Below are 22,311 nucleotides of genomic sequence, written 5' to 3' on the forward strand. Positions count from 1 at the left end.
CGGTGACGGGCGGCCGGGGCGGGCGGGCGCGGCAGGAGTCACCCGCCCGCCCCGGCGTGCGGCCGGTTCAGCTCAGCCGATCGCCTTGTCGATCGTGCGGACCGCGACGTCCCAGGCCGCGTCCGGCTTCGTGCCGCGCTGCTCCATGTTGTTGATCTGCGTGGAGATCGAGTCCTTGATCACGCCGTCCTTCGGGCCGAGCACCGCCTCGGGGATGGACTTCGCCCCGTCCGCGTAGATCTGGCCGATGGGGGCGTTGTTGAAGTACGGCAGGGTGGCGGTCTTCACGTCGGGCAGCTCGTAGGCTCCCTGGTTGGACGGGAAGACGCCGATCGCCTTGAAGACGGCGGCCTGCTGCTCGGGGGCGGTCAGCCACTTGACGAGCTTGGCGGCCTCGTCGACGTTCTTGCCGGACTTCGGTACGGCGAGGAAGGAGCCGCCCCAGTTGGCGGCGGTGGCGCCGGGGGCGCTGGTGATGTCCCACTTGCCCTTGTTGGCGTCACCGGCGTACGTGGAGATCTGGCCGGCCATCCAGGCGGGGCAGACGACGGTGGCGACGGTGCTCTTGCGCAGGGCCGCCTGCCACTGGTCCTCGAACTGGGCCAGGCCCTGCGTCAGCTTCTTGGACGCGGCCTCGGCGGCCAGGTCCCAGCCCTTCTTGACGCTGGCGCTCTCCTTGTAGACGGGCTTGCCGCTCGCGTCGTAGTACTGCTCGGGGCTGGAGCTGACGACCGCGTTGAACATGGCGCTGGCGGAGTCCATGAAGTACGTGCCCTTGGGCGCCTTCTTCTTGTACTCCTCGCCGAGTGCGAGGAAGTCCTCCCAGCCGCCGGCCGTCCGCTTGGCGACCTCGGTGCGGTCGGTGGGCAGCCCGGCCTTCTCGAACAGCTCGCGGTTGTAGCAGAGGGACATGGGGCCGATGTCGGTGCCCGCGCCGATCATCGCGCCGCTGGGGGCGGTGGCCTGCTTGGCCTTCCAGGAGACCCACTCGTCGACGTCGATCACCTTGGAGAGGTCGGCGAAGGAGTCCGCCTTGGTGTCGACGATCTCCTTGATCCGGCCGACCTCGATGCCCTGGACGTCGGCGAGGCCACTGCCCGAGTTCAGCTGCTGGAGCAGCTTGGGGTAGTAGTTCTTCTCCTCGGCGGTGGTGTCCTCCTTGACCGTGATCTTCGGGTTCAGCTCGTGGTACTTCTCGAAGAGCCCGGCCTCCTTGTACCCGAACTGGCCGAAGTCGGCCACGGTCAGCGTGATGTTGCCGTCGGCGTCGGCGCCCTTGCTGCCGGAGTCGGACGAGCCGCCGCAGCCGGTGAGCAGGAGGGCGGTGACCGTGAGGCCGGTGGTGGCCACGATCGCGGTTCTACGGCGTCGACCGGCAACGCTGCGGGTGATGCGCATTCCACTGCTCCTTGTTCCGGGGAGTCCTACGGAAGGAAGCGCGCGAGATCCCCTCCCCGTGGTGTGGGAGCGCTCCCATGCGCCGATGCCGGAAGGTTCCTGCCTCAAGGGGGTGAGTGTCAAGAGTTGAAGACGAATCCGTTGCCGCCGGATGTCCACCACGTCACGCGGGGACGTCGCACCCGGCCACCCGTCGAGAGGTGAACGGGAGCAGCGGGAAGCGGGCGAGGTGCCGGGAGGGACCACCCCTGTTAATTTCGCCTTTATGTCCCCTTTGATCATGCTGGTCTCCAGCACCGGACCGGGTGAGTGACGCGGGATGGGCGTACTGCGCGACCATCCCGAACTGGCCCTCTTCTTCTGCCTCGCCGCCGGCTACCTGGTCGGCAAGCTCCGCGTCGGCCCGATCACGCTCGGCGGCATCTGCGGCACGCTGATCGTCTCCCTGCTGATCGGCACCCGGCACGTCAGCGTCGACGACGACGTCAAGACTGTCTTCTTCGCGCTGTTCATCTTCTCGCTCGGCTATATGGCCGGGCCGCAGTTCTTCGCCAACCTCAACCGCTCCAGCCTGCGCTTCTTCGCGCTCTGCCTGATCGAACTGGTCTGTGTCCTCGGGATCGCCTACGGGCTCGCCAAGGCCTTCGACCTGGACGTCGGCACGGCGGCCGGGATCCTGGCGGGGGCGGCCACCGAGTCCGCCGTCGTGGGGACGGCCACCGAGGCGATCGGCAAGCTCAGCGACCTGACCTCGGAGCAGATCACCCAGTACCAGGGGCACGTGGCGACCGCCTACACGGTCTGCTACCTGTTCGGCCTGATCACCATCGTCCTCTTCACCAGCCAGATCATGCCGATGCTGCTCCGCATCAACCTGGCCGACGCCTCCCGCGAGCTGTGGGAGAAGATGCGCGGCGGCCAGGCCGGACTGGAGTCCGACGAGCGTGAGGCGCTGCCCGGCACGGTCGGCCGCACCTACCTGGTGACGCTGGCCGACGGGCGTACGGTCGGCGATCTGGAGCGCGCGCTGGGCGGCCACATCACCGTCGAGGGGATCAAGCGCGGCAGCAAGCTGCTGACGCCCTCCCCCGGACTGGAGCTGACGCTCAGCGACCTGGTCCAGGTCGTCGGCCGGCGCTCGGCGATCATCGAGGCGGGCCGGGAGATCGGCCCGGAGACCCCGGCCGTCCCGGGACTCGACGCCCCGCTGGCCACCAGCCAGGTCGCCGTCACCGAGAAGGCGACGGCCGGGTCGACCATCGACCGGCTGGAGAAGAACCACCCGGAGTTCCGCCAGGACGGCGTCTACATCACCGACGTCCTCCGCAACGACCAGCACCTCCCCGCCAGCGGGGAGACCGTCCTCCAGCGCGGCGACGTCCTCACCCTGGTCGGCGCCCGCGGCGGGCTGAACAGGCTGGTCGCCAAGATCGGCGCGGTGGTCAGGAACGACTCCACCGACTTCGTCTACATCGGCTTCGGCATCGTCGCCGGCTCCCTGCTCGGCCAGATCGTGGTCAAGCTCGGGGACGTCCCGATGTCGCTCGGCACGGGCGGCGGCTGCCTCATCTCGGGGCTGGTCTTCGGCTGGTTCCGCTCCCGCAAGCAGACCTTCGGTGCCTTCCCGCCGCAGGCCGCGACCACGCTCAAGGACATGGGCCTGGCCGTCTTCATCGCCTGTACGGGACTGGCGGCGGGGCCGCAGGCCTGGCCGCTGCTCAAGGAGTACGGGGCGCTGCTGCCGTTCGCCGGAATCGCCATGGTCCTGGTCCCCGCGACGATCTCCCTGATCGTCGGGCGGAAGCTGCTGAAGATCGAGAAGCCGCTGCTGATCGGGGCCATCGCCGGACAGCAGTGTTCGACCCCGGCGATCACCTCCATCACCCAGGTGGCCCAGAGCTCCGTACCGCTGCTCGGCTACACCATCACGTACACGCTCTCCAACTTCCTGCTGCCGCTGACCGGCCCCATCCTCGTCGGCGTACTGGGGGCCTGACATGACGGCGACCCCAGGCCTCCCGACCACCGACGACCTCCACGGAGCGGACACCGCCATGCCCCAGACCACCCGCCTCAGCCGGGAAGAGATCCGGTCCTTCGCCCAGCTCTCGCCCTTCGAGCTGAAGGACAAGTTCATCCGGATCGCGACGGAGGCGCAGAGCGACAAGCCCGGCCAGAAGGGGAAGACGACGCGCGCGATGCTCAACGCGGGCCGGGGCAACCCCAATTGGACCGCCACCGGCCCCCGTGAGGCGTACCACGCGCTCGGCTACTTCGCGATCCAGGAGTGCCGCCGGGTCTGGACGGCGGACAACCTGGGCGGGATGCCGGAGGAGGCCGGGTGCGCGGAGCGGTTCGAGCGCTTCGTCCGTACGCATCCGGAGCTGCCCGGCATCGAGTTGCTGAAGGCGTCCGTGGACCTGGCGGTGAAGCGGTTCGGCTTCGACCGGGACGCGTTCGTGCACGAGCTGGCGGACTCCTCGATCGGGGACAACTACCCGGTGCCGGACCGGATCCTGCGCCACACCGAGGAGATCGTGCGCGGCTATCTCGCGGACGAGATGTTCGACCACCGGCCGCCGGAGGGGCAGACGCTGAGCCTGTTCGCCACCGAGGGCGGTACGGCGGCGATGTGCTACATCTTCGACTCGCTGATGCAGAACGGAATCCTGGCCAAGGGCGACCGGATCGCCCTGATGGTCCCGGTGTTCACCCCGTACCTGGAGATCCCCGAGCTGGACACGTACGGGTTCGACGTCGTCCATGTGGAGGCGAACCTGTTCACCGAGACCGGGGTGCGGCAGTGGCGCTACCCGGAGGAGGAGATCGCCAAGCTGGCGGACCCGTCGGTGAAGATGGTCTGCTGCGTCAATCCGAGCAACCCGCCCTCGCTGGCGCTCTCTTCACGGGTCAGCGAGCAGATCGCCGCCATCGTCGGCGAGCAGAACCCGAACCTGATCATCGTGACCGACGATGTGTACGGGACGTTCGTGGAGGGCTTCCGCTCGCTCGCCGGCGACCTGCCGCGCAACACGCTGCTCGTCTACTCGTACTCCAAGCACTACGGGGCGACCGGCTGGCGGCTCGGGGTGATCGCGCTGCACGACGACAACGTGATCGACGCGATGCTGAAGGAGCAGGGCCCGGAGCAGAAGGAGCGGCTCAACAGGCGTTACGGGACGCTGTCGTTGGAGCCGGAGAAGATGCGGTTCATCGACCGGATGGTGGCCGACTCCCGGCAGGTGGCGCTCAACCACACGGCGGGGCTCTCGCTTCCGCAGCAGGTGATGATGGCGCTGTTCTCGCTCTTCGACATGCTGGACGAGGGCCAGGAGTACAAGCACCGCATCCGGGCGATCGTGCGGCAGCGGCTCGAACTCCTGCTGGAGGGCGTGCACATGAAGGTCTCGGAGGACCCGAAGCGGGCGGCGTACTACATCGAACTGGACCTGCTGGCGGAGGCGGAACGCGTCCACGGGAAGCTGTTCGCCCAGTTCCTGGAGGCGAACTACGAGCCGGTGGACCCGCTGTTCCGGCTGGCCGAGCAGACGTCGGTGGTCCTGCTGAACGGGGGCGGCTTCGACGGTCCGGAGTGGTCGGTGCGGGTGTCGCTGGCCAACCTGGACGACCTGGACTACCTGAAGATCGGGCACCATCTGCGGGCGATCTTCGACGAGTACGCGCAGGAGTGGCGGGCCGGTACCTCCAGCCCGTCCGGCGCTTGAGGTCGTCCTCCGGGCGCCCGGAAAGGGGCACGCCCCGGCCGGTGGTGGGGTGGCCCGGCCGGGGCGTACGGGTGGGGGGCAGTGGTGGCTTCCGGGTGGGGGCTAGGGCCTGTCGTCAAACTGCCGTCGTCGCCCGAAGGGCGGCCGCGCGGCGTCTGGTGCGTGCGATCGCAAGGCGCCGGAATGGCCTCGTAGCGGAGCTACTTGGCCATTTCGGCAACGCCGCGAGCGTGCGTGCCAGACGCCGCACGGCAGACGGCAGTTTGACGACAGGCCCTAGCGGTAGGCCGCGAACGCCTTCGTGAAGGCCAGCGGCTCCTGGTCGATCGAACTGCACGTGGCGTCGGCGGCCGGCTTGGGCCCGCCCGGGCACGCCTTGTCGCGGGTGCCGGACCACATCGCGAGGCGGCCGACGCCCTTCTCCTGGGCGAACTTCACGACCTGTGCGGCGTCCTCGACCGTGAAGATCTCGGTGACGACATCGTTCACGCCGATCATCGGGGTGATGGCGACGGCCTTCCACGCGGCGGCCTCGGAGAGCCCGAGAACTCCCTTGATCTGGGCCTGCGTCGCGGTCGCCGCCTGGATCGCGTACTCGCCCATGTCGTCGCTGTAGGCGGGCCCGTAGTCCATCGCCATGATGTTGACCGCGTCGACCCGGACGCCGTTCTTCCTGGCGTCGGCGAGCAGGTCGATGCCGGGCTGGGTCAGCCCCTCGGGCATGACGGGCAGGGTGAACGCGACGTCCAGGTCCGGGTACTTCTTCTGGAGCCGGGCGATGGCCTGGGCGCGGCGGGTGTTGGCGGCCGTGTCGGGCAGGGCGGCGCCCTCGATGTCGAAGTCGACCTTGGTGAGCTGGTAGGCGTCGACGACCTTGCCGTAGGCGGCGGCGAGTTCGGCGGAGGAGGAGCAGTTCAGAGCCAGTTCGGCACCGGCCGCGCCGCCGAAGGAGACCCGGACGTCACCGCCCTTGGCCCTCAACGCGCCGATCGGCTTGGCCACTTGGTCGTCGCCGAGGCCGGTGACGCCGCCCCAGAGCGGGGCGCAGCTGCCGCCGGAGGTGATGAAGGCGAGGTGGAACTCGTTCACCCCGGTCTTGGTGGCGGTGTCGAGGAGGTCAAAGGCGGGGTGGAGCGAGGTGTCGATGTAGGGGGCGAACCGGGAGCCGGTTTCCCCGCCGCCACCGGGGCGATCGGTGGCGGTGGGGGCCGGCGTGGGGGTCGGTGGGACCGGGTCCGACTCCGTGGGGGCGGGAGTGGGCGCGGTCGTGGGGGTGTCCGTCGGGCGGCCGCTGGGGGTGGGGGCCGGGCCGCCGGCGGAGCAGGTGGCGTTGTTGATGAGGCAGGAGGCGGGGTCGCCCGCCGTGCCGGTGGCGGAGGTGACGAAGCCGACCGTCACGGACTTGCCGGGGGCCAGCTCCTTGTCCCAGCTCGCGGGCTTCACGGTGACGCGGTTGCCCTGCATCGTGTGCTCGCCGTTCCAGAGCGAGCCGATCTCCGTGCCCGCCGGAAGGTCGAACTGGAGGGTCCAGTCGGTGAGGGTCCTGTCCGTCTCGTTGGTGACGACGTACTGGCCCGTGTAGCCGCTGGTCCAGTCGCTGGTCCGGGTGTACGCCGCCCCGATCGCGGCGGCCTGCGCCGTACCGGTCAGGGCGAAGACCGTCCCGCCGACGACCGCCGCGGCGACGACCGCGCCGATCGCCTTGGTGCGGGTGGCCGCCGTGCGGCGGTGCGTCCTGGAACCCATCAACGTGCCCTGCCTGCCTCTGTGTCCTGCGGATGTCCCTGTGGGGGGGTGCAGGAGCACGCTAGCGGCAGCGGAACGGGCAAAGAGGGCGTTACGGACCCGAGTTGATGTTCTTAGGGTGCGCTTAAGGAACGCATGGGAGCGGATTAATGATGGGCCCCGGGATGGGCTCCGGGACCGGCCGTGGTCCGGGTCTCCTTGCGGCGCTGGCGGCCGAACCGGCGGGTGACCCGGCGGCCGTGGCCGCGCCGTCCGCGCTCCGGGCTGCTGCCGTGCAGGCCGATCCAGATCCGGACCTCCGTGCCGCCGAGCACGGACCGGCCGATGCGCAGGTCGCCGCCGGTGGACTCGGCGACCCGGCGCACGATGTCCAGGCCGAGGCCGGTGGAGCCGACCGCGCCCGCCTTGGCGCCGCCGCTGGCGCCCCGGGCCAGGGCCGCCGCCGGGTCGGCGATGCCGGGGCCCGCGTCGGAGACGAGGACGATGACCGCGTCGCCGCTGTGGTGGACGTCGACGGCGAAGGCGGTGCCCTCGGGGGTGTGGCGGAAGACGTTGCCGAGCAACGCGTCGAGGGCGGCGGCCAGTTCGGGTCGGGCGACGGGGATGCGTACCGTACGGTCCACTCCCGCGAGCCGCACCTCACGCCCCTCGTCCTCCGCCAGCGCCGACCAGAAGCCCATGCGTTCGCGGATCACCTCGGAGGCGTCGCACCCGGCCCCGGCGCCCGTCTGGACGCCCTGGGTCTGCGGGCGCTGTTCGCGGGCGGTCCGGATGATCGTGTCGACCTCGTGCTCCAGCTGCTCCACGGCCGCCCGGGTCTGGTCGGCCGCCGGGCCCTCGCCGAGCGATGCGGCGTTCAGCCGGAGGACGGTGAGCGGGGTGCGCAGCCGGTGCGAGAGGTCGGCGGCGAGCTCGCGCTCGTTGGCCAGGAGCTGGACGACCTGGTCGGCCATGGAGTTGAACGCGACTGCGGCGGACCGGAGTTCGGTGGGGCCCTCCTCGGGTACCCGGGTGCCGAGCCGCCCCTCCCCCAGGTCCTGGGCGGCGCCCGCGAGGCGCTGGGCGGGCTGGACCATCCGTACGCCGAGCCGGTCCGCGACCGCCACCGAGCCGACGATCAGGGCGACGCCGACGCCCGCCAGGATCAGCCAGGCGGTGGCGACCCCGTTGGAGACCTCGCCCTCGGGGACGAAGACCTCCACGACCGCGATGTCTCCGGTGGACAGGGCGGTGGGCTGGAGCAGGGCGAATCCGCCGGTGACCTCGGTGATGGAGGCGCGGCCCGCCTTGCGTACGGTCTCGACGTCCTTGGGGCTCGCCCGCCGGGTGCCGATGTCCAGCGCCTCGCCCACGGTTCCGTCCGCCGCCTTCTCGGGGGCGGGGACATGGACGGCGAGCCGCCCCCGGTCGCCCGGTTCGGTGGAGAGGACCGCCCGGGTCAGCTCCTCGCGGTCGGTGGTGATGGAGAGCGCCGGGGCGATCATCGCGGCCTGCCGCTCCGCGTCGGAGAAGGCCCGGTCGCTGGCCATCTCCCGGATGACGAGCCCGAGCGGTACGGCGAAGGCGATGACGACCATCGCGGTGACGGCCAGGCACACCTTGACCAGGGCCCATCTCATGCGGGCGGCTCCACGGCCGGGGCGTCGGCGGGCGGCTGGAGCTTCACGCCGACCCCGCGCAGGGTGTGCAGATAGCGCGGCCGGGCGGCGGTCTCACCGAGCTTGCGGCGGAGCCAGGACAGGTGGACGTCGATGGTCTGGTCGTCGCCGTACGACTGCTGCCAGACCTCGGCCAGCAACTCCTTGCGGGCGACGACGACGCCGGGGCGCCCGGCCAGGAAGGTCAGCAGGTCGAACTCGCGCCGGGTCAGGTCGAGTTCGGCGCCGTCCAGCTCGGCGCGGCGGCGCAGCGGGTCGATGGCGAGCCCGCCGACGCGGATCACCCTGGGCGGCGGTGCCTGGTCGCCTGCCGCCCGGGAGCGGCGCAGCACGGCGGCCATGCGGGCGGAGAGGTGCTCCACGGAGAAGGGTTTGGTCAGGTAGTCGTCGGCTCCGTCGTTGAGCAGCCGGACGATTTCGCTCTCGTCGTCCCGGGCGGTGGCGATGATGACGGGGACGTCGGTGATGGACCGCAGCATCTTCAGCGCCGCGCCGCCGTCCAGGTCGGGCAGCCCGAGATCGAGGATGACCACGTCGAAGCGGAAGTGGGCGACCTCGCGCAGCGCTTCGAGCGCGGTGCCCACACTCCGTACCGTGTGGGAGGCCTCACTGAGGTGCCGGATGAGGGCGGAACGTACGAACTGGTCGTCCTCGACCACGAGCACACTTGCCATGGGCGGCACCGTACGCCATGCGGACGGGCCGGGTCCCCGCCCCGTCCCACCCCGCCGGAATCCTCCGCAAAGGCCGGAACGAAAACGGAATGAGACGTACCGGAGGGGGACAGCCCAGGTGTGCGTGGTGCAGGATGTGCCGGATGCAACGAGGACTCGTACACGCGCTCGCGTGGTCGCTCGCCACCGGCGCGGCGGTCACGCTGTCGTGGTGGGGTGTGCACACGGTCATGACCGGGACGGCGTACGACCCGCCCCGGGCGGTGCCGATCTCCGTGGGCGCGGGCGCACCGCAGCGGATCGGGCAGTCCACCGAGGAGCCGCTCGTCTCGTCGACGCACCGCTCCTCGCCGTCGCCCTCCCCCTCTTCCCCCTCGGCGGACAGCAGCAGCGCGAGCCCCTCACCGTCGGCCGCACGCCCCTCCCGTACGCCGTCGAACACCCCGGCGCCCCCTCCGGCCTCCCCCAAGCCCGCCGCGAACTCCGGTGAGGTGAAGGGGTACCGGACCGACGGCGGCCGGGTCGTCTTCGAGCTGGGCAAGAGCTCGGCGAAGCTGGTCTCGGCGACGCCGGAGCCGGGCTGGTCGATGCAGGTGTGGACGAACGACGCCTGGATCCGGGTCGACTTCAGCGACGGGGGCGGGGCCGACGGGAAGACGTACTCGGTGTTCTGCACCTGGAACGGGACGCCGCCGACGGTGCAGGTCGTCGAACCGTGAGCCGTTCACTACGCCTCGAAGACGGACGGCGGGGGCGCCGGTGACGGCTTGGCCGCCGCGTCCGTGACGACCGCCGCGCCGCCGGTGAAGTCCGTGAGCGCCCGCCCGTGTTCGACCCGGCCGGGGTGCGGGTCGCTCGCCACCCGGCGGGTGAACTCCGCGACGGCCAGCGGCAGGGCGGAGGCCAGCAGGACCGCGTTGCCGAAGCGGCGGCCGCGCCAGACCACGGGGTCGGCGGCGAGGGCCAGTTCGGGGAAGACGGTGGCGGCGGTGGCCACCTGGCCGCGCAGGTGGGCGAGCGGGGGCCCGTCGGCGAGGTTGGCGGCGTACTGGCCGCCCGGCTTCAGCACCCGCCGTACGTCGGTGAGGAATTCGGCGGAGGTCAGGTGGGCGGGGGTGCGGGCGCCGCTGAAGACGTCCGCGATGACCAGGTCCGCCCAGCCGTCGGGGAGCTTGCCGAGCCCTTCGCGGGCGTCCATCACCCGGACCCGGACCCGGGCCTGCGGGTCCAACGGGAGCCGGTCGCGGACGAGCTGGACGAGCGCCGCGTCGACCTCCACGACCTGCTGGGTGGAGCGGGGGCGGGTGGCGGCCACGTACCGGGCGAGGGTGAAGGCGCCGCCGCCGAGGTGGAGGACGTGGAGGGGCTGGAGCGGGGGCGCGGCCAGGTCGATGACGTGGCCGAGCCGGCGCTGGTAGGCGAAGGAGAGGTGGGCGGGGTCGCCGAGGTCCACGTGGGACTGCGGGGCGCCGTCCAGCAGCAGCGTCCAGGCGTCCGGGCGCTCCCGGTCGGGTATGAGCTCGGCGCGGCCGCTGTCGACGGGCCCGGAGAAGGGTTCGCGCTCACCCCGGCCCGCGCCTCGGCGTTCTTTCCTGCCCCCGGTCGGCGCTCCTCGTCGTGCCACGTGCGCTGGTCCTTGCTGGTGGGGGCCCGGGATACCGGCAGCGGCGGAGGTGTCCGCCCGTCCGGCCATTATGGGCCGGTTCAGTTGCAGCCGTCGGCCGCTTCCAGCAGGCGGGCCGCCTGGTCGAGGGCGGCGCGGAGGACGGCGGGGTCGGTGACCGGGGCGTCCTCGGCGGGCGGGAGCAGCCAGCCGGAACCGGCGGCGGGCGGGGTGGTGGGGATGCGCAGCCCGCGGCCGTCGGTCCGCGTACAGGCGCTGCCCGGTACGTCCCAGGCGTCGGCGGTGCCGGGCGGGACGAGGAAGCCGAGAGTGTCGCAGGCGCCGTTGTGCAGGACCGGGCCGACGGCCTCGTGGTCCCGGCCGCGGCGGAGGATGTCGACGGCCTCCAGCCCCTGGCGGGCGGGGACGGTGACGAGGTCGCAGGGCTGTTCCGCGGGGGCCGGTGCGGGTGCGGATGCCGGGGTCTTGGTGGGGGTCGTGGTCGTCGTCGGGTTCGTCGCGGTCGTCCGTGAGCCGGTCTCCATGCCGATGTGCAGCAAGGGAACCCCTCCTCTCATCGCCGAACGGAGCCACACTCCGTCTCCACATGGACCAACGGCGACGGAGCGTCAAGGGCTACGGGGCCACACCGCCGCAAAGGGTGGCAGTTCATGGCGGATCGCGGGCGGGATGCGCATATATGCGAGGAATGACCGTGTGTGTTCCCTGTCACAGCAGGTACGTTCTTGCTCCGCCGGGACACCGGAAAGCAGGACCCGGCTTGCACCGCTTGCACCAGAGAGGGGCCGGCCATGGTGTCGACAGGGGCAGTTCCCAACCTCGTCTTCCGCCAGCTGCGCGGACAGCGCTCCGCAGGGGAGTTCGCGGCCGCCGTCCGCCGGGCGGCGCGGGAGATCGGTGAGCAGGTCGCGTGCGATGCCCGGTACATCGGACGCGTGGAGTCCGGGGAGATCCGCTGTCCCAACTACGCGTACGAACGGGTCTTCCTGCACATGTTCCCCGGGGCCTCCCTGGCCGACCTGGGGTTCTCGGCCCGCGAGAGCGTACGGGGGCGGGGGGCGCGGGTCGTCCCCGAGCCGGCCCCGCCCCCCGCACCCGACGAGTCCCACCACACCGACGAGGAGAGCGACGTGCTGCGTCGCGTGTTCATGATGAGCGGCACGGCCACCGTGGCCGCCGCTTCCCTGGGTCTCGGCGGGGCGCCCGCCTCCGCCGCCGCCCGAATCTCCCTGCCCGCACAGCGCCGGGTCGGTGAGAGCGAGGTGGACGCCGTGGAGCAGGCGGTACGACGGATCCGGGTGCTGGACGACCGGCACGGCGGGGACGGGCTCTACCGGCAGGCGGCGCGGCCGTTGAAGGCGGCGTACGAGCTGCTGGACTCGGGGACCACGACGCGGCGGGCCACCGCGGACCGGCTGCACGCGGGCGCGGGTGAGCTGGCCATCTCGGTGGGGTGGCTGGCCCATGACTCGGGTCGGTTCGACGACGCGCGCTCGCACTACGCGGAGGCGCTGGCGACGGCGCGGCTGGCGGGAGACGCGGGGCTCGAGGCGCACGCGTTCTGCAACACGTCGTTCCTGGCCCGGGACGCGGGGCGGCCGCGTGAGGCTGTACGGGCGGCGGAGGCCGGGCAGCGGGCGGCCCGCACGCTCGGCTCGCCCCGGCTGCTGGCGCTGCTCGCACTGCGGGAGGCGGGGGGCCGGGCGGGGCTCGGGGACCGTACGGGGTGCGACCGGGCGATCGGGCGGGCCCGGGCGGCGTTCGAGCGGGGGCCGGCCGGGGGTGACCCGGAGTGGATGAGCTTCTTCCGGGAGGCGGAGCTGGAGCTGCTGGAGGCGCAGTGCTGGTCGGCACTGGGCGACTGGTCGCGGGCGGCGCGGCACGGGCGGCGGGCGGTGACGTTGCAGGACGCGCACTTCACCCGGAACCTCGCGCTGTACCGGGCGCAGCTGACGGGGGATCTGGCGCGGGCGGGTCGGGTGGAGGAGGCGGGGTCGACGGGCCACCAGGTGCTGGACCTGCTGGACCGGGTCCAGTCCTCGCGGATCCGGGGGATGGTGGCGGGGGCGGCGCGGGTGCTGGAGGCCCGGGCGGGCGGGGGGTCCGGGGCGGTGTCGTTCCTGACCCGCCACCGGGAGTGCCTGTCGGCCTGATGGGCGGCCGCATCCAGCCCGTTGCGGGGGCGCTTTCAGCCCGTGCCTGGGAGGGTTCAGCCCGTTGCGGGGAGGCATTTCCAGCCCGTCCGGCGTTGAGGACGGAACCCTTGCCCGGGTGAGCGGGGGGCCTTTGGATCCCGTGGCGCGGGAGAGGCGTGCCGTGCACCCGGAACGTGCTCGACGGTTCCGTCCTCAAACGCCGGACGGGCTGAGAGGGACGGCCCCTCCGGCTGCGGGAGCGGGCGGGGCCGGGCTTCCGTCCTCAAACGCCGGACGGGCTTAGCAGGCCTCCAGGTGCCCCGTGTCGTTCCAGCGTTCCATCGCCGGCTCGCCGTACGCCCAGCCCAGTACCGACAGCGACGTCGGTTCCAGGCGGATGCGGGCGCCGAAGGACAGGTCCTCGCCCAGCCAGCGCGCGGCGAGGGCGCGCAGGATGTGGCCGTGGGCGAAGACCAGCACGTCGCGATCGGCCGACCGCGCCCAGCCGACCACCTCGTCCGCGCGGGCGGTGACCTCCGCCAGGGACTCCCCCTCCGGCACCCCGTCGCGCCAGATCAGCCAGTCCGGCCGGTCCGCCTTGATCTGCGTCGGCGTCAGCCCCTCGTACGCCCCGTAGTCCCACTCCATCAGCGCGTCCCACCGCTCCGCCCGCTCCCCGAACCCGGCGATCTCGCAGGTCTCGGCGGCCCGGACCAGCGGGCTGGTGCGGATCTCGACGCCGGGCAGGCCGCCCCACGGCGCCCGGTGCAGCCGTTCGCCGAGCAGTTTCGCGCCCTCGCGGCCGGTGTCCAGGAGCGGGATGTCCGTCCTGCCGGTGTGGTTGCCCTGGACCGACCACTGGGTCTGGCCATGCCGGGCGAGGAGGATGCGCGGTGCCATGAAGGCTCTCCCTGGAACGGTGGTGCTGGGCCTTCCATCATCCCGCACCGCCCGGAAGGGCAACCTCCGGGGCGGCGGGGACGTCCCTCCCTGAGCAGCCGTCCACCGCGGTACCGGAGCCACGGCGGGGCAGGCTGCTCACGGGGCCGTCCACCAGGGGACCCCCCGGGGGACGTGGCGGGCGACCGCCGCCTTACGGTTGAACGCCCACCGTCGGCCGCATGAACACGGGGAGAGCCACCGGATGCCGCACGCCACCGCCCTGCCCGCGACCGGTCATCGACCCCGCTGGTGGACGGAGCTCCCACTGATCGCGGTGGTGTACGGGCTGTACTCGATGGGCCGCCTCCTGGTGCGCGGCGATGTGTCGACGGCGGTCGACAACGGTCTGGCGATCCTCCGGTTCGAGCAGGCGTTCCACCTCAACGCCGAGCACCCGCTCAACCGCCTCTTCACCAGCACCCCTTCCCTGGGCATACCCGCCGACTTCGCCTACGCATCCCTGCACTACCTGGTCACCCCGGCGGTCCTGGTCTGGATGTTCCGGCGCAGGTCGGCGGCGTACCGGGCGGCCCGGGTCTGGCTGATGAACTCGACCCTGCTGGGTCTGGTCGGCTTCACGCTGATGCCGACCTGCCCGCCCAGGCTGCTGGACGCGAGCCACGGCTTCGTCGACACGATGGCGCAGTACAGCGCGTACGGCTGGTGGGGCACCGGCGCGAGCGCCCCGCGCGGGCTGAGCGGGATGACCAACCAGTACGCGGCCATGCCGAGCCTGCACGTCGGCTGGTCCCTGTGGTGCGGCGTCCTGCTGTGGCGCCACGCCCGCCACCCCCTGCTGCGGGCCGCCGGTATCGCCTATCCCCTGATCACCACGATCGTGGTCATGGGCACCGCGAACCACTATTTCCTGGACGCGGTCGCGGGCGCGGCCGTGATGGGGCTCGGAGCCCTGCTGACCAGGCCGGTCATGCGGCTGGCCGACCGGGTGAAGGGGCGGCTGGGGGCCGCCTTCGCCACCGTGCGTACCGCCTCCGAGCCGGTGAAGTCCCCGATTGTCAGTGGCGGATGCAAGACTTCCGCGGGTGAGCGAATCCCCGGCCAGCGGACCTCCTCCGCAGATTCCCCCGACGCGGCAGCCGACGGCGCGGCAGACCCCGTCGGCGCCGTACAGCGCGCAGGCACCCCAGGCACCGCAGGCGCCCCGAGCGGCGGAAGCGCCTCGGGCGGCGCGGCCGGCGACGACGCTCCGGCAGCGGCTCGCTGAGCTGCGCGGCCCCTCCGTCGCCCCGCACCCGCTGGACGCCCGCGCGCTCGCCGCTCTCGCCGCGAACCCGGGCTGCAAGCGCCGCGCCCTGCTGGACGGCGCCGGGGTCGACAAGGGCGTGCTGGCCGAGGCGCTCGGCTCCCCCGCCCCGTTCGGGCAGTCCCAGTTCGCCTTCATGCGGGGCAACGCGTTCGAGGCCAAGGTCAAGGCCGACGGCGGGGCGGAGCTGCTGCGCCTGCTGTACGAGCGGCTCGGCTCCCCCGCCCCCGCCCCCGGCCCGGACGCCGCCACGCCCGATCTGAGCGCCGCCGGTCCCGAGGGCCGGGCCGCCCGGACCGCGCTCGCCCTGCGCGAGGCGACGGCGGCGGGCGGCTGGGCGCTGCTGGACCACCCGATGCTGGCCCTGGAGGTGGCGGGCTCCCCGGCCTATCTGGAGCCGGACGCGGTGGTGGTGCACCCCGACGGCCGCTGGACGGTGGTCGAGATCAAGTCGTTCCCGATGATCGACGCCTCCGCCGACGCCGCGAAGGTCGGGGCAGCCGCCCGCCAGGCCGCGGTGTACGTGCTGGCGCTGGAGCGGGTCGCGGCGGTGACCGAGGGGGCCGAGGTCGGCCATCAGGTGCTGCTGGTCTGCCCGAAGGACTTCTCCAACCTGCCGACCGCCTCCGTCGTCGACGTACGCAAGCAGCGTGCCGTGACCCGCCGCCAGCTGACGCGCCTCACCCGCATCGAGGACATCGCGGAGGCCCTGCCCGAGGGGACGACCTTCGACCCGGCGTGCTCGCCGCAGGAGCTGGAGTCCGCCGTCTCCTCCGTCACCGCCGCCTACGCCCCCGAGTGCCTGGCCGCCTGCGAGCTGGCCTTCCACTGCCGGGCGAGGTCCCGGGCCGAGGGCGCCGTGGAGACGCTCGGGCGGAGTGTGCGCGGGGAGCTGGGCGGGCTGACCACGGTGGCCGGGGTGCTGGCCGCCGCCGCGGGCAAGGAGGGCGACCCCGCCGACCCGACCGTGGCGGCGCTGCGCCGGGCCGCCGCCCTGCGCGCCGACGCCCTGGAGAGCGCGGCAGCCCTGCGCGCCGAAGCCCAGGGGCGTACCGAGGCACCGGAAGGCGCGGCAGCCTTGGGCGGACAGGCCCGGGAAGGTGCGGCCGCATGTCGTTGATCAGCACCCTCGCCCGGCTGGAGGCCGTCGACTCCGGCCGCGCCCAGCCGCTGGCGACCGTCCGCCACCGCCATCTCACCGACCGGCCGCTGGTGATCGTGCCGCTCACCACCGCCGGGGAGGCCGGGGCCCCGCTCGGCGCCCTGGTCGGCACCGACCGCGATCAGCCCCGGCTCCTTGCCGTCGCCCAGCCGCGCGACCGTGACCTGCGGTTCGCGTTCCTGGCCGAGCTGGCGGAGGCGGTGCTTCCGCACATCGAGGCGTACGCGGACGTGGTGGAGCCCGCCGAGCGCAACGAGACCGACCCGGCGACCGGCAAGAAGACCAAGGTCGAGGTCGAGTTGTGCACGGACGCGCCCCAGCTGATCGTGCCGAGCCGGGCGGGCATCGAGTTCGTCCGGCTGCTCGGCCGCTCCATGCGGTTCCGCCGGACCGCCGAGGACGACCCGGAGACGCCGTACCCGGCCCCGGTCCGCGTCCCGCTGCTCGGCCGCTGGCTCACGCACTACGGGGAGCGGGCCCGGGTCCCCGGCTCCTCGCTGCTCCTCGCCGCCACGGACCTGCTGAACCGGCACTGGGCGACCGGCCAGAGCAACCTGGAGGACCAGCACCTCGGGGCGCTGCTCGCCTGGATCGACCCGCCGCAGGACATGACCGGCGCGGAGGCGGCCCTCCGCGCCGAGGTGGGCCGCGACCAGGACGGGCAGCTGCTGTGCCCGCCCGCCGGGCCCGCCACCGACCCGGCCTTCGACAACCGGCTCCTCGCCCCGGCGATCGAGAAGTACGACCGGGCCCGGCAGGCGCTGGCGGCGGCCGAGGACGGGCTGACGGCCGACGAGCGGCTCGGCGAGCTGAGCGGCGCCGAGCGCGAGATCCGCTCCCTCCTCGCCAAGGTGATGCTGCCGACCTGGGACAAGGTGTGGCAGGGCCTCGACCTGCTGCGGGAGCTGCCCGAGGGGTCCCGGGCCGAGGACCGCTGGACCCGGGACCGCTGGTCGTTCACCGCCCACCGGGACCGGGTCAGCTCCGGTGAGCCGCCGCAGCCGCGCCGCGACGACGCGGTGACGGCGGCCCAGAAGCTGGCCTCCCGCGAGACCGCGCAGGCCCAGCTGGAGGCGCAGGAGGCGCTGGACGACCCGCTGGTGCTGGCCGGGCGGCGGCTGGCGGGCGAGGCGTTCGTGGCGGAGGTGGCCGAGGTCGAGATGGCGTACACGGAGTCCAAGCGGCCCTCCCCGCGCCCGCTGGTCACCCTCCGCACGGACGAGCGGCCGCACCTGGGCGAGCGGACCAAGGTGTACCGCTCGCTGGACGGCAAGCCGCAGACGGCGGAGTTCGTACGGGCCGAGCAGGACGAGGACTCAGGCGACGGCGAGATCCTGATCGTGGTGCGGATCATGGACCGGATGGGCCGGGGCAAGGAGCCGGCGCCCGGTTCGCTGCCGGAGCCGGGCGAGCGGATCGCCTGGACCCTGTTCGAGCACGACCAGCGCGGCGGGCCGAAGCTGCCCGACCCGGAGGACACCCCGTGGACCCACGGCGGCCCGCCGGGCGCGGACGCCGCCGCGCGCGCCGAGCACCCCGACCCCGTGACCCCGGAGGACCTGCTGTGATCTCGACCCCCGTCACCCCGGAGGGACCGCTGTGACGACCCTCTTCGACCCCGGTGCCGAGGCGGCGCGGGCGACCCGGGCCATCCTCGACGACACCCTGCGCGGCAGCGCCCGGGGCATCGTCGTGGACTCCCCGCCCGGCGCCGGGAAGTCGACCCTGGTGGTCCGGGCGGCCCTGGAGCTGGCCGCCGCCGGGCATCCGCTGATGGTGGTCGCGCAGACCAACGCCCAGGTCGACGACCTGGTGGTGCGGCTGGCGGAGAAGGACCCGGAGCTGCCGGTGGGGCGGCTGCACAGCAGCGACTCCGACCCGTACGACAAGGTGCTGGACGGCCTCGACAACGTACGGAAGTCGGCGAAGGCGGCGGATCTGGCCGGGCTGGACGTGGTGATCTCGACGGCCGCCAAGTGGGCGCATGTGAAGAACGTGGAGCCGTGGGGGCACGCGATCGTCGACGAGGCGTACCAGATGCGCTCGGACGCGCTGCTGGCCGTGGCCGGGCTGTTCGAGCGGGCGCTGTTCGTCGGGGACCCGGGGCAGCTGGATCCGTTCTCGATCGTGGGCGCGGACCAGTGGGCGGGGCTGAGCTACGACCCGTCGGCGAGCGCGGTCTCCACGCTGCTGGCACACAATCCGGAGCTGCCGCAGCACCGGCTGCCGGTCTCCTGGCGGCTCCCGGCGTCGGCGGCGCCGCTGGTGTCGGCCGCGTTCTACCCGTACACACCGTTCCGCAGCGGTACGGACCACGGGGACCGGAAGCTCTCGTTCGGGGTGGCCTCGGACGGCTCGGGGCCTGACCGGGTGCTGGACGAGGCGGCCGAGGCCGGGTGGGGGCTGCTGGAGCTGCCGGCCCGGCACACCCCGCGTACGGACCCCGAGGCGGTACGGGCGGTGGCGCTGGTGGTCCGGCGGCTGCTGGACCGGGGCGGTGTCGCCACCAGCGAGCGGTCCGAGCAGCCGGTTCCGGTGACGGCGGACCGGGTGGCGGTCGGCACGGCCCACCGCGACCAGGCGGCGGCGGTGCGGGCCGCCCTCGCCGAGCTGGGCGTCACGGGGGTGGCGGTGGACACGGCGAACCGGCTCCAGGGCCGCGAGTTCGACGTCACGGTGGTCCTGCACCCGCTGTCGGGCCGCCCCGACGCGACCGCCTTCCACCTGGAGACGGGCCGCCTGTGCGTCCTGGCCTCCCGCCACCGGCACGCCTGCATCGTGGTGTGCCGGGAGGGGGTGGCGGACCTGCTGGACGAGCACCCGTCCACGGAGCCGGTCCAGCTGGGCGTCACGGTGAAGTTCCCCGACGGCTGGGAGGCCAACCACGCGGTGCTGGCCCACCTCGCCGAGCACCGGGTGCGGTGGCGGCCCCAGGCGACGTAAGGCCGGAAAGGCCTGTGGCCCTCTTGCGCGGGGTTGGACAATGGAGGGTGGCCGTCCGGGGCCGCCAGAGGAAGGAACAGCACATGACACAGTCCGAGCGGAACGAACGGCAGCGGCTGCGCCCCGCGCCGCTGCTCTTCGAGCCGTCTCAGGCGGCCGCCGATCCGGAGCACTTCTTCGACCTGGAGTCGATGGACGACCCCCGTGAGCTGCTGGCCCGCGCAACCGAGCTGACGCAGGCCTTCCGCGCGGCGACGGACCGGTCGGTGGAGTTCCAGGCGATGGCGGCGGCGCAGCTCGCCGATCCGCGCCGGTTCGACCGGCTGACGGCGGCGGATGTGGCGGAGCGCGCGGAGTGGACCGAGGACTACGCGAAGAAGATGATCGAGTTCGGGCGGTCCCTGCTGGACGCGTCCTCCACCGCCTGAGCCCGGCCCGTACGGGCGTTCCAAGAAAAGGCCCCCAGGCCGGAGGTCAGGTCCCGTGGCATATTCCGGGCGGGCAAGATACTCCTTCCCCTCCCGTCCTGTCCGGGTTTTCGGCAACTCTCGGAATCAGCTCGGTCACTCCCGGTAGACCTTTTCTCCATGAGCGCTTGGCTGAAAGACGAAACGACCCTTCAGGCCGGCGGAGCCGCGCCCCACGCCGTCGACATCTTCGCCCTGCTGCGGGACCAGACCGGAACGCAGGCCGCGCAGGTGACCGCCGCCGGTGCCGCCTGGCTGGCGGGGGCCTCCGCCTACCCGCGCTCCACGCTCGCGCAGTGGGAGGAGCGCCCGGCCTCGCCCGGGGTACTGCCCTGCGGCTCGCAGTTCGACGTCGTCAATGTGCCCGCGCTGTTCGGACGGCGGATGGTGGAGCGCCTGTGGGCCGAGGGCCCGGGCACCGGTCCGGTCGCCGTGCACCGGGGCCGGATGCTGCTCTTCGCCTCCCCCGGAACGGCCCAGCGGCTGCCCTCGCTGCTGGCCTGGGAGGAGTGGGGATCCGGCGGCGGCGGGACCTCCCGCACGCAGCGCGGCGAGGTGCCTCCGCTGCTCTGTCACGGCACCGGCGACGCCGTCACCGTACCGCCCCTGACCTGCCCGTCCGGTGGTTCCGGGCCGCGCTGGCTGGTGGCGCCCGACACCCGCAATCCGTGGCTGCCGGGGCCCGATGTGCTGCTCTGGGCCTGTGTCCGGGTGGGCCGGTCGGCGGTGTCCGAGGGGGCCGGACATTCGATTTTTCCTCGGGCGGATCAGGGTGCTAATGTCTACGACGTCAGCAGGCGCCGTTAGCTCAGTTGGTTAGAGCAGCTGACTCTTAATCAGCGGGTCCGGGGTTCGAGTCCCTGACGGCGCACCGACGGAAGAAGCCCCTCGCGGAAGCGGGGGGCTTCTTCGTGTTCTCCCGGAGCAGGTCAGACGCCGGTGGTGATCCTGACCGTCCAGGAGCCGGACGGCGTACGGTCGGCGACCTCCACGCGGGTGCGCTCGCCCGGCACGGTGTAGGTCTCGCCCTCCGTGAGCGGGGCGTCGGCGAGCGGCGGGTAGACCGAGCGGTCCCAGCACGAACCGGTCTCCGGGTGGGTGTCCACCACCTCGACCGGGCCGCCGCCGGAGGCCGTACCGCTGCGGACCCGGTAGATCAGGATGCCCTCGGTGCAGGTCCCCCGGTCGTTGCCGGTGGCGCCGCGCGCCTCGATCGCCAGCACGCTGTCCTCCCCGGTCCGTACGACGGCGAGCCGGGTCCCGATCGACCCGCCGGGCACGGGGGCGGCGGCGACCGGTTCCAGGGTGAGGTCGGCCGTGCCCTGGACGCAGACGACCTGCGGCCCGTCCAGCCAGCCGAGCTTCCACTTGTGCCAGCCGAAGAGGTCGGGCGCCAGGCCGAACTGGCTGCCCATGACGTCCCAGTCGCCGACGTAGGTGTCCCAGTCGCCCTTGCCGTCGGTGGGCCGGTGGTAGAGATCGGCCAGGTCGAAGACGTGCCCGGTCTCGTGGGCGAGGACGTTGCGGTCGGGCGGGTGCTGCTCGAAGACGGTGACCACGCGCCGGATGTCCGTACCGTCCGCGCGCAGCGGCCGATCGAAGTTGACGACCTTCGTGGCGTCGGAGTCGACGCCCGGGGCGTCCGGGTCGGCGACCAGATAGACGATGTCGTACGCCGAGAAGTCGACGTCCCGGTCGGCGGCGGCGATCGCGTCGCGCAGGTAGGCGGTGCGCCTCTTGGCGTCCCAGTCGCGCTCTATGCCGTACCAGGTGGAGGCGCGCGGCATCTGGGTCCAGGCCCGCTGCGGGTGCGGGCGCAGGGTGAACCGGCCGTAGCTGGCCCGCTCGAAGAAGCGGGTGGTCGAGGGGAAGTGGTCGGCGGTCAGCACGTCGGGGCTGATCCTGGGCTTCGAGTCCGGGAACGACAGGAAGATCATGACCGCGTCGAGGCGCCGGTCGGGCCGGGGGTAGGCCCCGTTCCAGCTGTCCAGGCCCAGTGAGTGGTGGGCCGATGTCCTGGGGAGCGCGCACGGGGTCGCGTCGTGCACGGCGGCCGCGGCGGGGCCGGCGGCGAGCGAGGTGGCGGCGAGCGCGAGGAGGGACGTCAGGGCGGCCGCAAGACTGCGCAGCGTCAGCCGCTCCGCTCCCCCGGGTCCGGGCTCACGCTGCACATCGACCTCCGGGTGGGAACGCGTTACGTCTCGTCCACCCTGTGCCGGTTCATGGCGATGCGCCCTGTTGTGCTGCCCCACACGGGTCACAGGGGCCCCACGGGTCGCAGGGTAGGCACCCGGCGGCACCGCACCCCCGACCTTCACGGAACGTCACCACCGGTCGTATCGGTGCTTCGATGCAACAGAACCGCGCAGAAACGATCAGGGTCGGGCAAAGCGGAACGTCGCAGACCGGCCGTTCGGTCGCCCCATGGCCGGATGCGAGCTGGAACGCCCGACGCGCCACCCTCTATGCTTCACCACGCTTTCCCGCGTGGATCGGGCCCCTTCACGGGTTCACCACCCGGTGCCCTGTCCGACCCCACCTGTTCACGACAACCTTCACAGCGGGAGCGAGCG

Annotated in this window: 18 protein-coding genes and 1 tRNA gene; 11 read left to right on the forward strand and 8 right to left on the reverse strand. The window is 72.7% G+C overall.

Going from position 1 to position 22,311, the window contains the following annotated elements:
* Nucleotides 1–72 precede the first annotated feature (72 nt).
* The gene (locus tag GTY67_RS10655; RefSeq protein ID WP_161278501.1) at nt 73–1,398 is read right to left on the reverse strand and encodes an extracellular solute-binding protein; all 1,326 of its coding nucleotides are present in this window, start codon (nt 1,396–1,398) and stop codon (nt 73–75) included.
* A 319-nt stretch (nt 1,399–1,717) separates the two neighbouring features.
* Between GTY67_RS10655 and aspT the strand changes: the two genes are divergently transcribed.
* Together aspT and GTY67_RS10665 are read left to right on the forward strand one after the other, a co-directional pair.
* Nucleotides 1,718–3,394, forward strand: a complete 1,677-nt coding sequence (gene aspT / locus GTY67_RS10660) for an aspartate-alanine antiporter (protein ID WP_161278502.1) — start codon at nt 1,718–1,720, stop codon at nt 3,392–3,394.
* 58 nt (nt 3,395–3,452) lie between these two features.
* On the forward strand, nt 3,453–5,123 hold the full coding sequence (locus tag GTY67_RS10665; protein WP_161280032.1) for a bifunctional aspartate transaminase/aspartate 4-decarboxylase: 1,671 nt from the start codon (nt 3,453–3,455) through the stop codon (nt 5,121–5,123).
* Between the two features lie 276 nt (nt 5,124–5,399).
* Here GTY67_RS10665 and GTY67_RS10670 read toward each other — a convergent pair whose 3' ends face one another.
* The 3 genes from GTY67_RS10670 to GTY67_RS10680 form a co-directional block, all read right to left on the reverse strand.
* Nucleotides 5,400–6,869, reverse strand: a complete 1,470-nt coding sequence (locus tag GTY67_RS10670; protein WP_161278503.1) for a cellulose binding domain-containing protein — start codon at nt 6,867–6,869, stop codon at nt 5,400–5,402.
* 146 nt (nt 6,870–7,015) lie between these two features.
* Nucleotides 7,016–8,488 carry a HAMP domain-containing sensor histidine kinase gene (locus GTY67_RS10675; RefSeq protein WP_161278504.1) on the reverse strand — a complete coding sequence of 491 codons (1,473 nt, stop codon included), beginning with the start codon at nt 8,486–8,488 and terminating at the stop codon, nt 7,016–7,018.
* The gene (locus tag GTY67_RS10680) at nt 8,485–9,201 is read right to left on the reverse strand and encodes a response regulator transcription factor (protein ID WP_161278505.1); all 717 of its coding nucleotides are present in this window, start codon (nt 9,199–9,201) and stop codon (nt 8,485–8,487) included. Before GTY67_RS10680 ends, GTY67_RS10675 begins: the two co-directional genes overlap by 4 nt.
* A 143-nt stretch (nt 9,202–9,344) precedes the next feature.
* On the opposite strand from GTY67_RS10680, the gene GTY67_RS10685 reads away from it, so the two are divergent.
* Complete coding sequence (locus tag GTY67_RS10685) at nt 9,345–9,920, forward strand: hypothetical protein (RefSeq protein ID WP_161278506.1); 576 nt, start codon at nt 9,345–9,347, stop codon at nt 9,918–9,920.
* A gap of 8 nt (nt 9,921–9,928) precedes the next feature.
* Here GTY67_RS10685 and GTY67_RS10690 read toward each other — a convergent pair whose 3' ends face one another.
* Both GTY67_RS10690 and GTY67_RS10695 read right to left on the reverse strand, forming a co-directional pair.
* Nucleotides 9,929–10,825, reverse strand: a complete 897-nt coding sequence (locus tag GTY67_RS10690) for a fused MFS/spermidine synthase (RefSeq protein WP_161278507.1) — start codon at nt 10,823–10,825, stop codon at nt 9,929–9,931.
* An 80-nt stretch (nt 10,826–10,905) separates the two neighbouring features.
* Nucleotides 10,906–11,364 (reverse strand): hypothetical protein, encoded by a 459-nt coding sequence (locus GTY67_RS10695; RefSeq protein ID WP_202461403.1) that lies wholly within the window; start codon nt 11,362–11,364, stop codon nt 10,906–10,908.
* A gap of 252 nt (nt 11,365–11,616) precedes the next feature.
* On the opposite strand from GTY67_RS10695, the gene GTY67_RS10700 reads away from it, so the two are divergent.
* Nucleotides 11,617–12,978 carry a tetratricopeptide repeat protein gene (locus GTY67_RS10700; RefSeq protein WP_161278508.1) on the forward strand — a complete coding sequence of 454 codons (1,362 nt, stop codon included), beginning with the start codon at nt 11,617–11,619 and terminating at the stop codon, nt 12,976–12,978.
* 282 nt (nt 12,979–13,260) lie between these two features.
* On the opposite strand, the gene GTY67_RS10705 is transcribed toward GTY67_RS10700, so the two are convergent.
* A complete protein-coding gene (locus GTY67_RS10705) occupies nt 13,261–13,860 on the reverse strand; it encodes a histidine phosphatase family protein (RefSeq protein ID WP_161278509.1) in 600 nt (199 codons plus the stop codon).
* Between the two features lie 244 nt (nt 13,861–14,104).
* Between GTY67_RS10705 and GTY67_RS10710 the strand changes: the two genes are divergently transcribed.
* From GTY67_RS10710 to GTY67_RS10740, 7 genes are all read left to right on the forward strand, one after another.
* A complete protein-coding gene (locus GTY67_RS10710; protein WP_161278510.1) occupies nt 14,105–15,127 on the forward strand; it encodes a phosphatase PAP2 family protein in 1,023 nt (340 codons plus the stop codon).
* A gap of 1 nt (nt 15,128) precedes the next feature.
* Nucleotides 15,129–16,286 (forward strand): hypothetical protein, encoded by a 1,158-nt coding sequence (locus GTY67_RS10715; protein WP_237502746.1) that lies wholly within the window; start codon nt 15,129–15,131, stop codon nt 16,284–16,286.
* A complete protein-coding gene (locus GTY67_RS10720; protein ID WP_161278511.1) occupies nt 16,277–17,896 on the forward strand; it encodes a hypothetical protein in 1,620 nt (539 codons plus the stop codon). Before GTY67_RS10715 ends, GTY67_RS10720 begins: the two co-directional genes overlap by 10 nt.
* Nucleotides 17,897–17,927: 31 nt before the next feature.
* Complete coding sequence (locus tag GTY67_RS10725; protein WP_161278512.1) at nt 17,928–19,271, forward strand: AAA domain-containing protein; 1,344 nt, start codon at nt 17,928–17,930, stop codon at nt 19,269–19,271.
* Between the two features lie 83 nt (nt 19,272–19,354).
* Nucleotides 19,355–19,699, forward strand: a complete 345-nt coding sequence (locus GTY67_RS10730; protein WP_093688579.1) for a hypothetical protein — start codon at nt 19,355–19,357, stop codon at nt 19,697–19,699.
* A gap of 159 nt (nt 19,700–19,858) precedes the next feature.
* Nucleotides 19,859–20,545: a bifunctional DNA primase/polymerase gene (locus GTY67_RS10735; protein WP_093688581.1), complete on the forward strand. Its 687-nt coding sequence runs from the start codon at nt 19,859–19,861 to the stop codon at nt 20,543–20,545.
* Nucleotides 20,536–20,609, forward strand: a tRNA-Lys gene (locus GTY67_RS10740). Before GTY67_RS10735 ends, GTY67_RS10740 begins: the two co-directional genes overlap by 10 nt.
* 58 nt (nt 20,610–20,667) lie before the next feature.
* Here the strand turns inward: GTY67_RS10740 and GTY67_RS10745 are convergent.
* Complete coding sequence (locus GTY67_RS10745; RefSeq protein WP_161278513.1) at nt 20,668–21,909, reverse strand: M6 family metalloprotease domain-containing protein; 1,242 nt, start codon at nt 21,907–21,909, stop codon at nt 20,668–20,670.
* Nucleotides 21,910–22,311 lie beyond the last annotated feature (402 nt).

This window comes from Streptomyces sp. SID8374 (genome assembly GCF_009865135.1).
GTDB lineage: Bacteria > Actinomycetota > Actinomycetes > Streptomycetales > Streptomycetaceae > Streptomyces.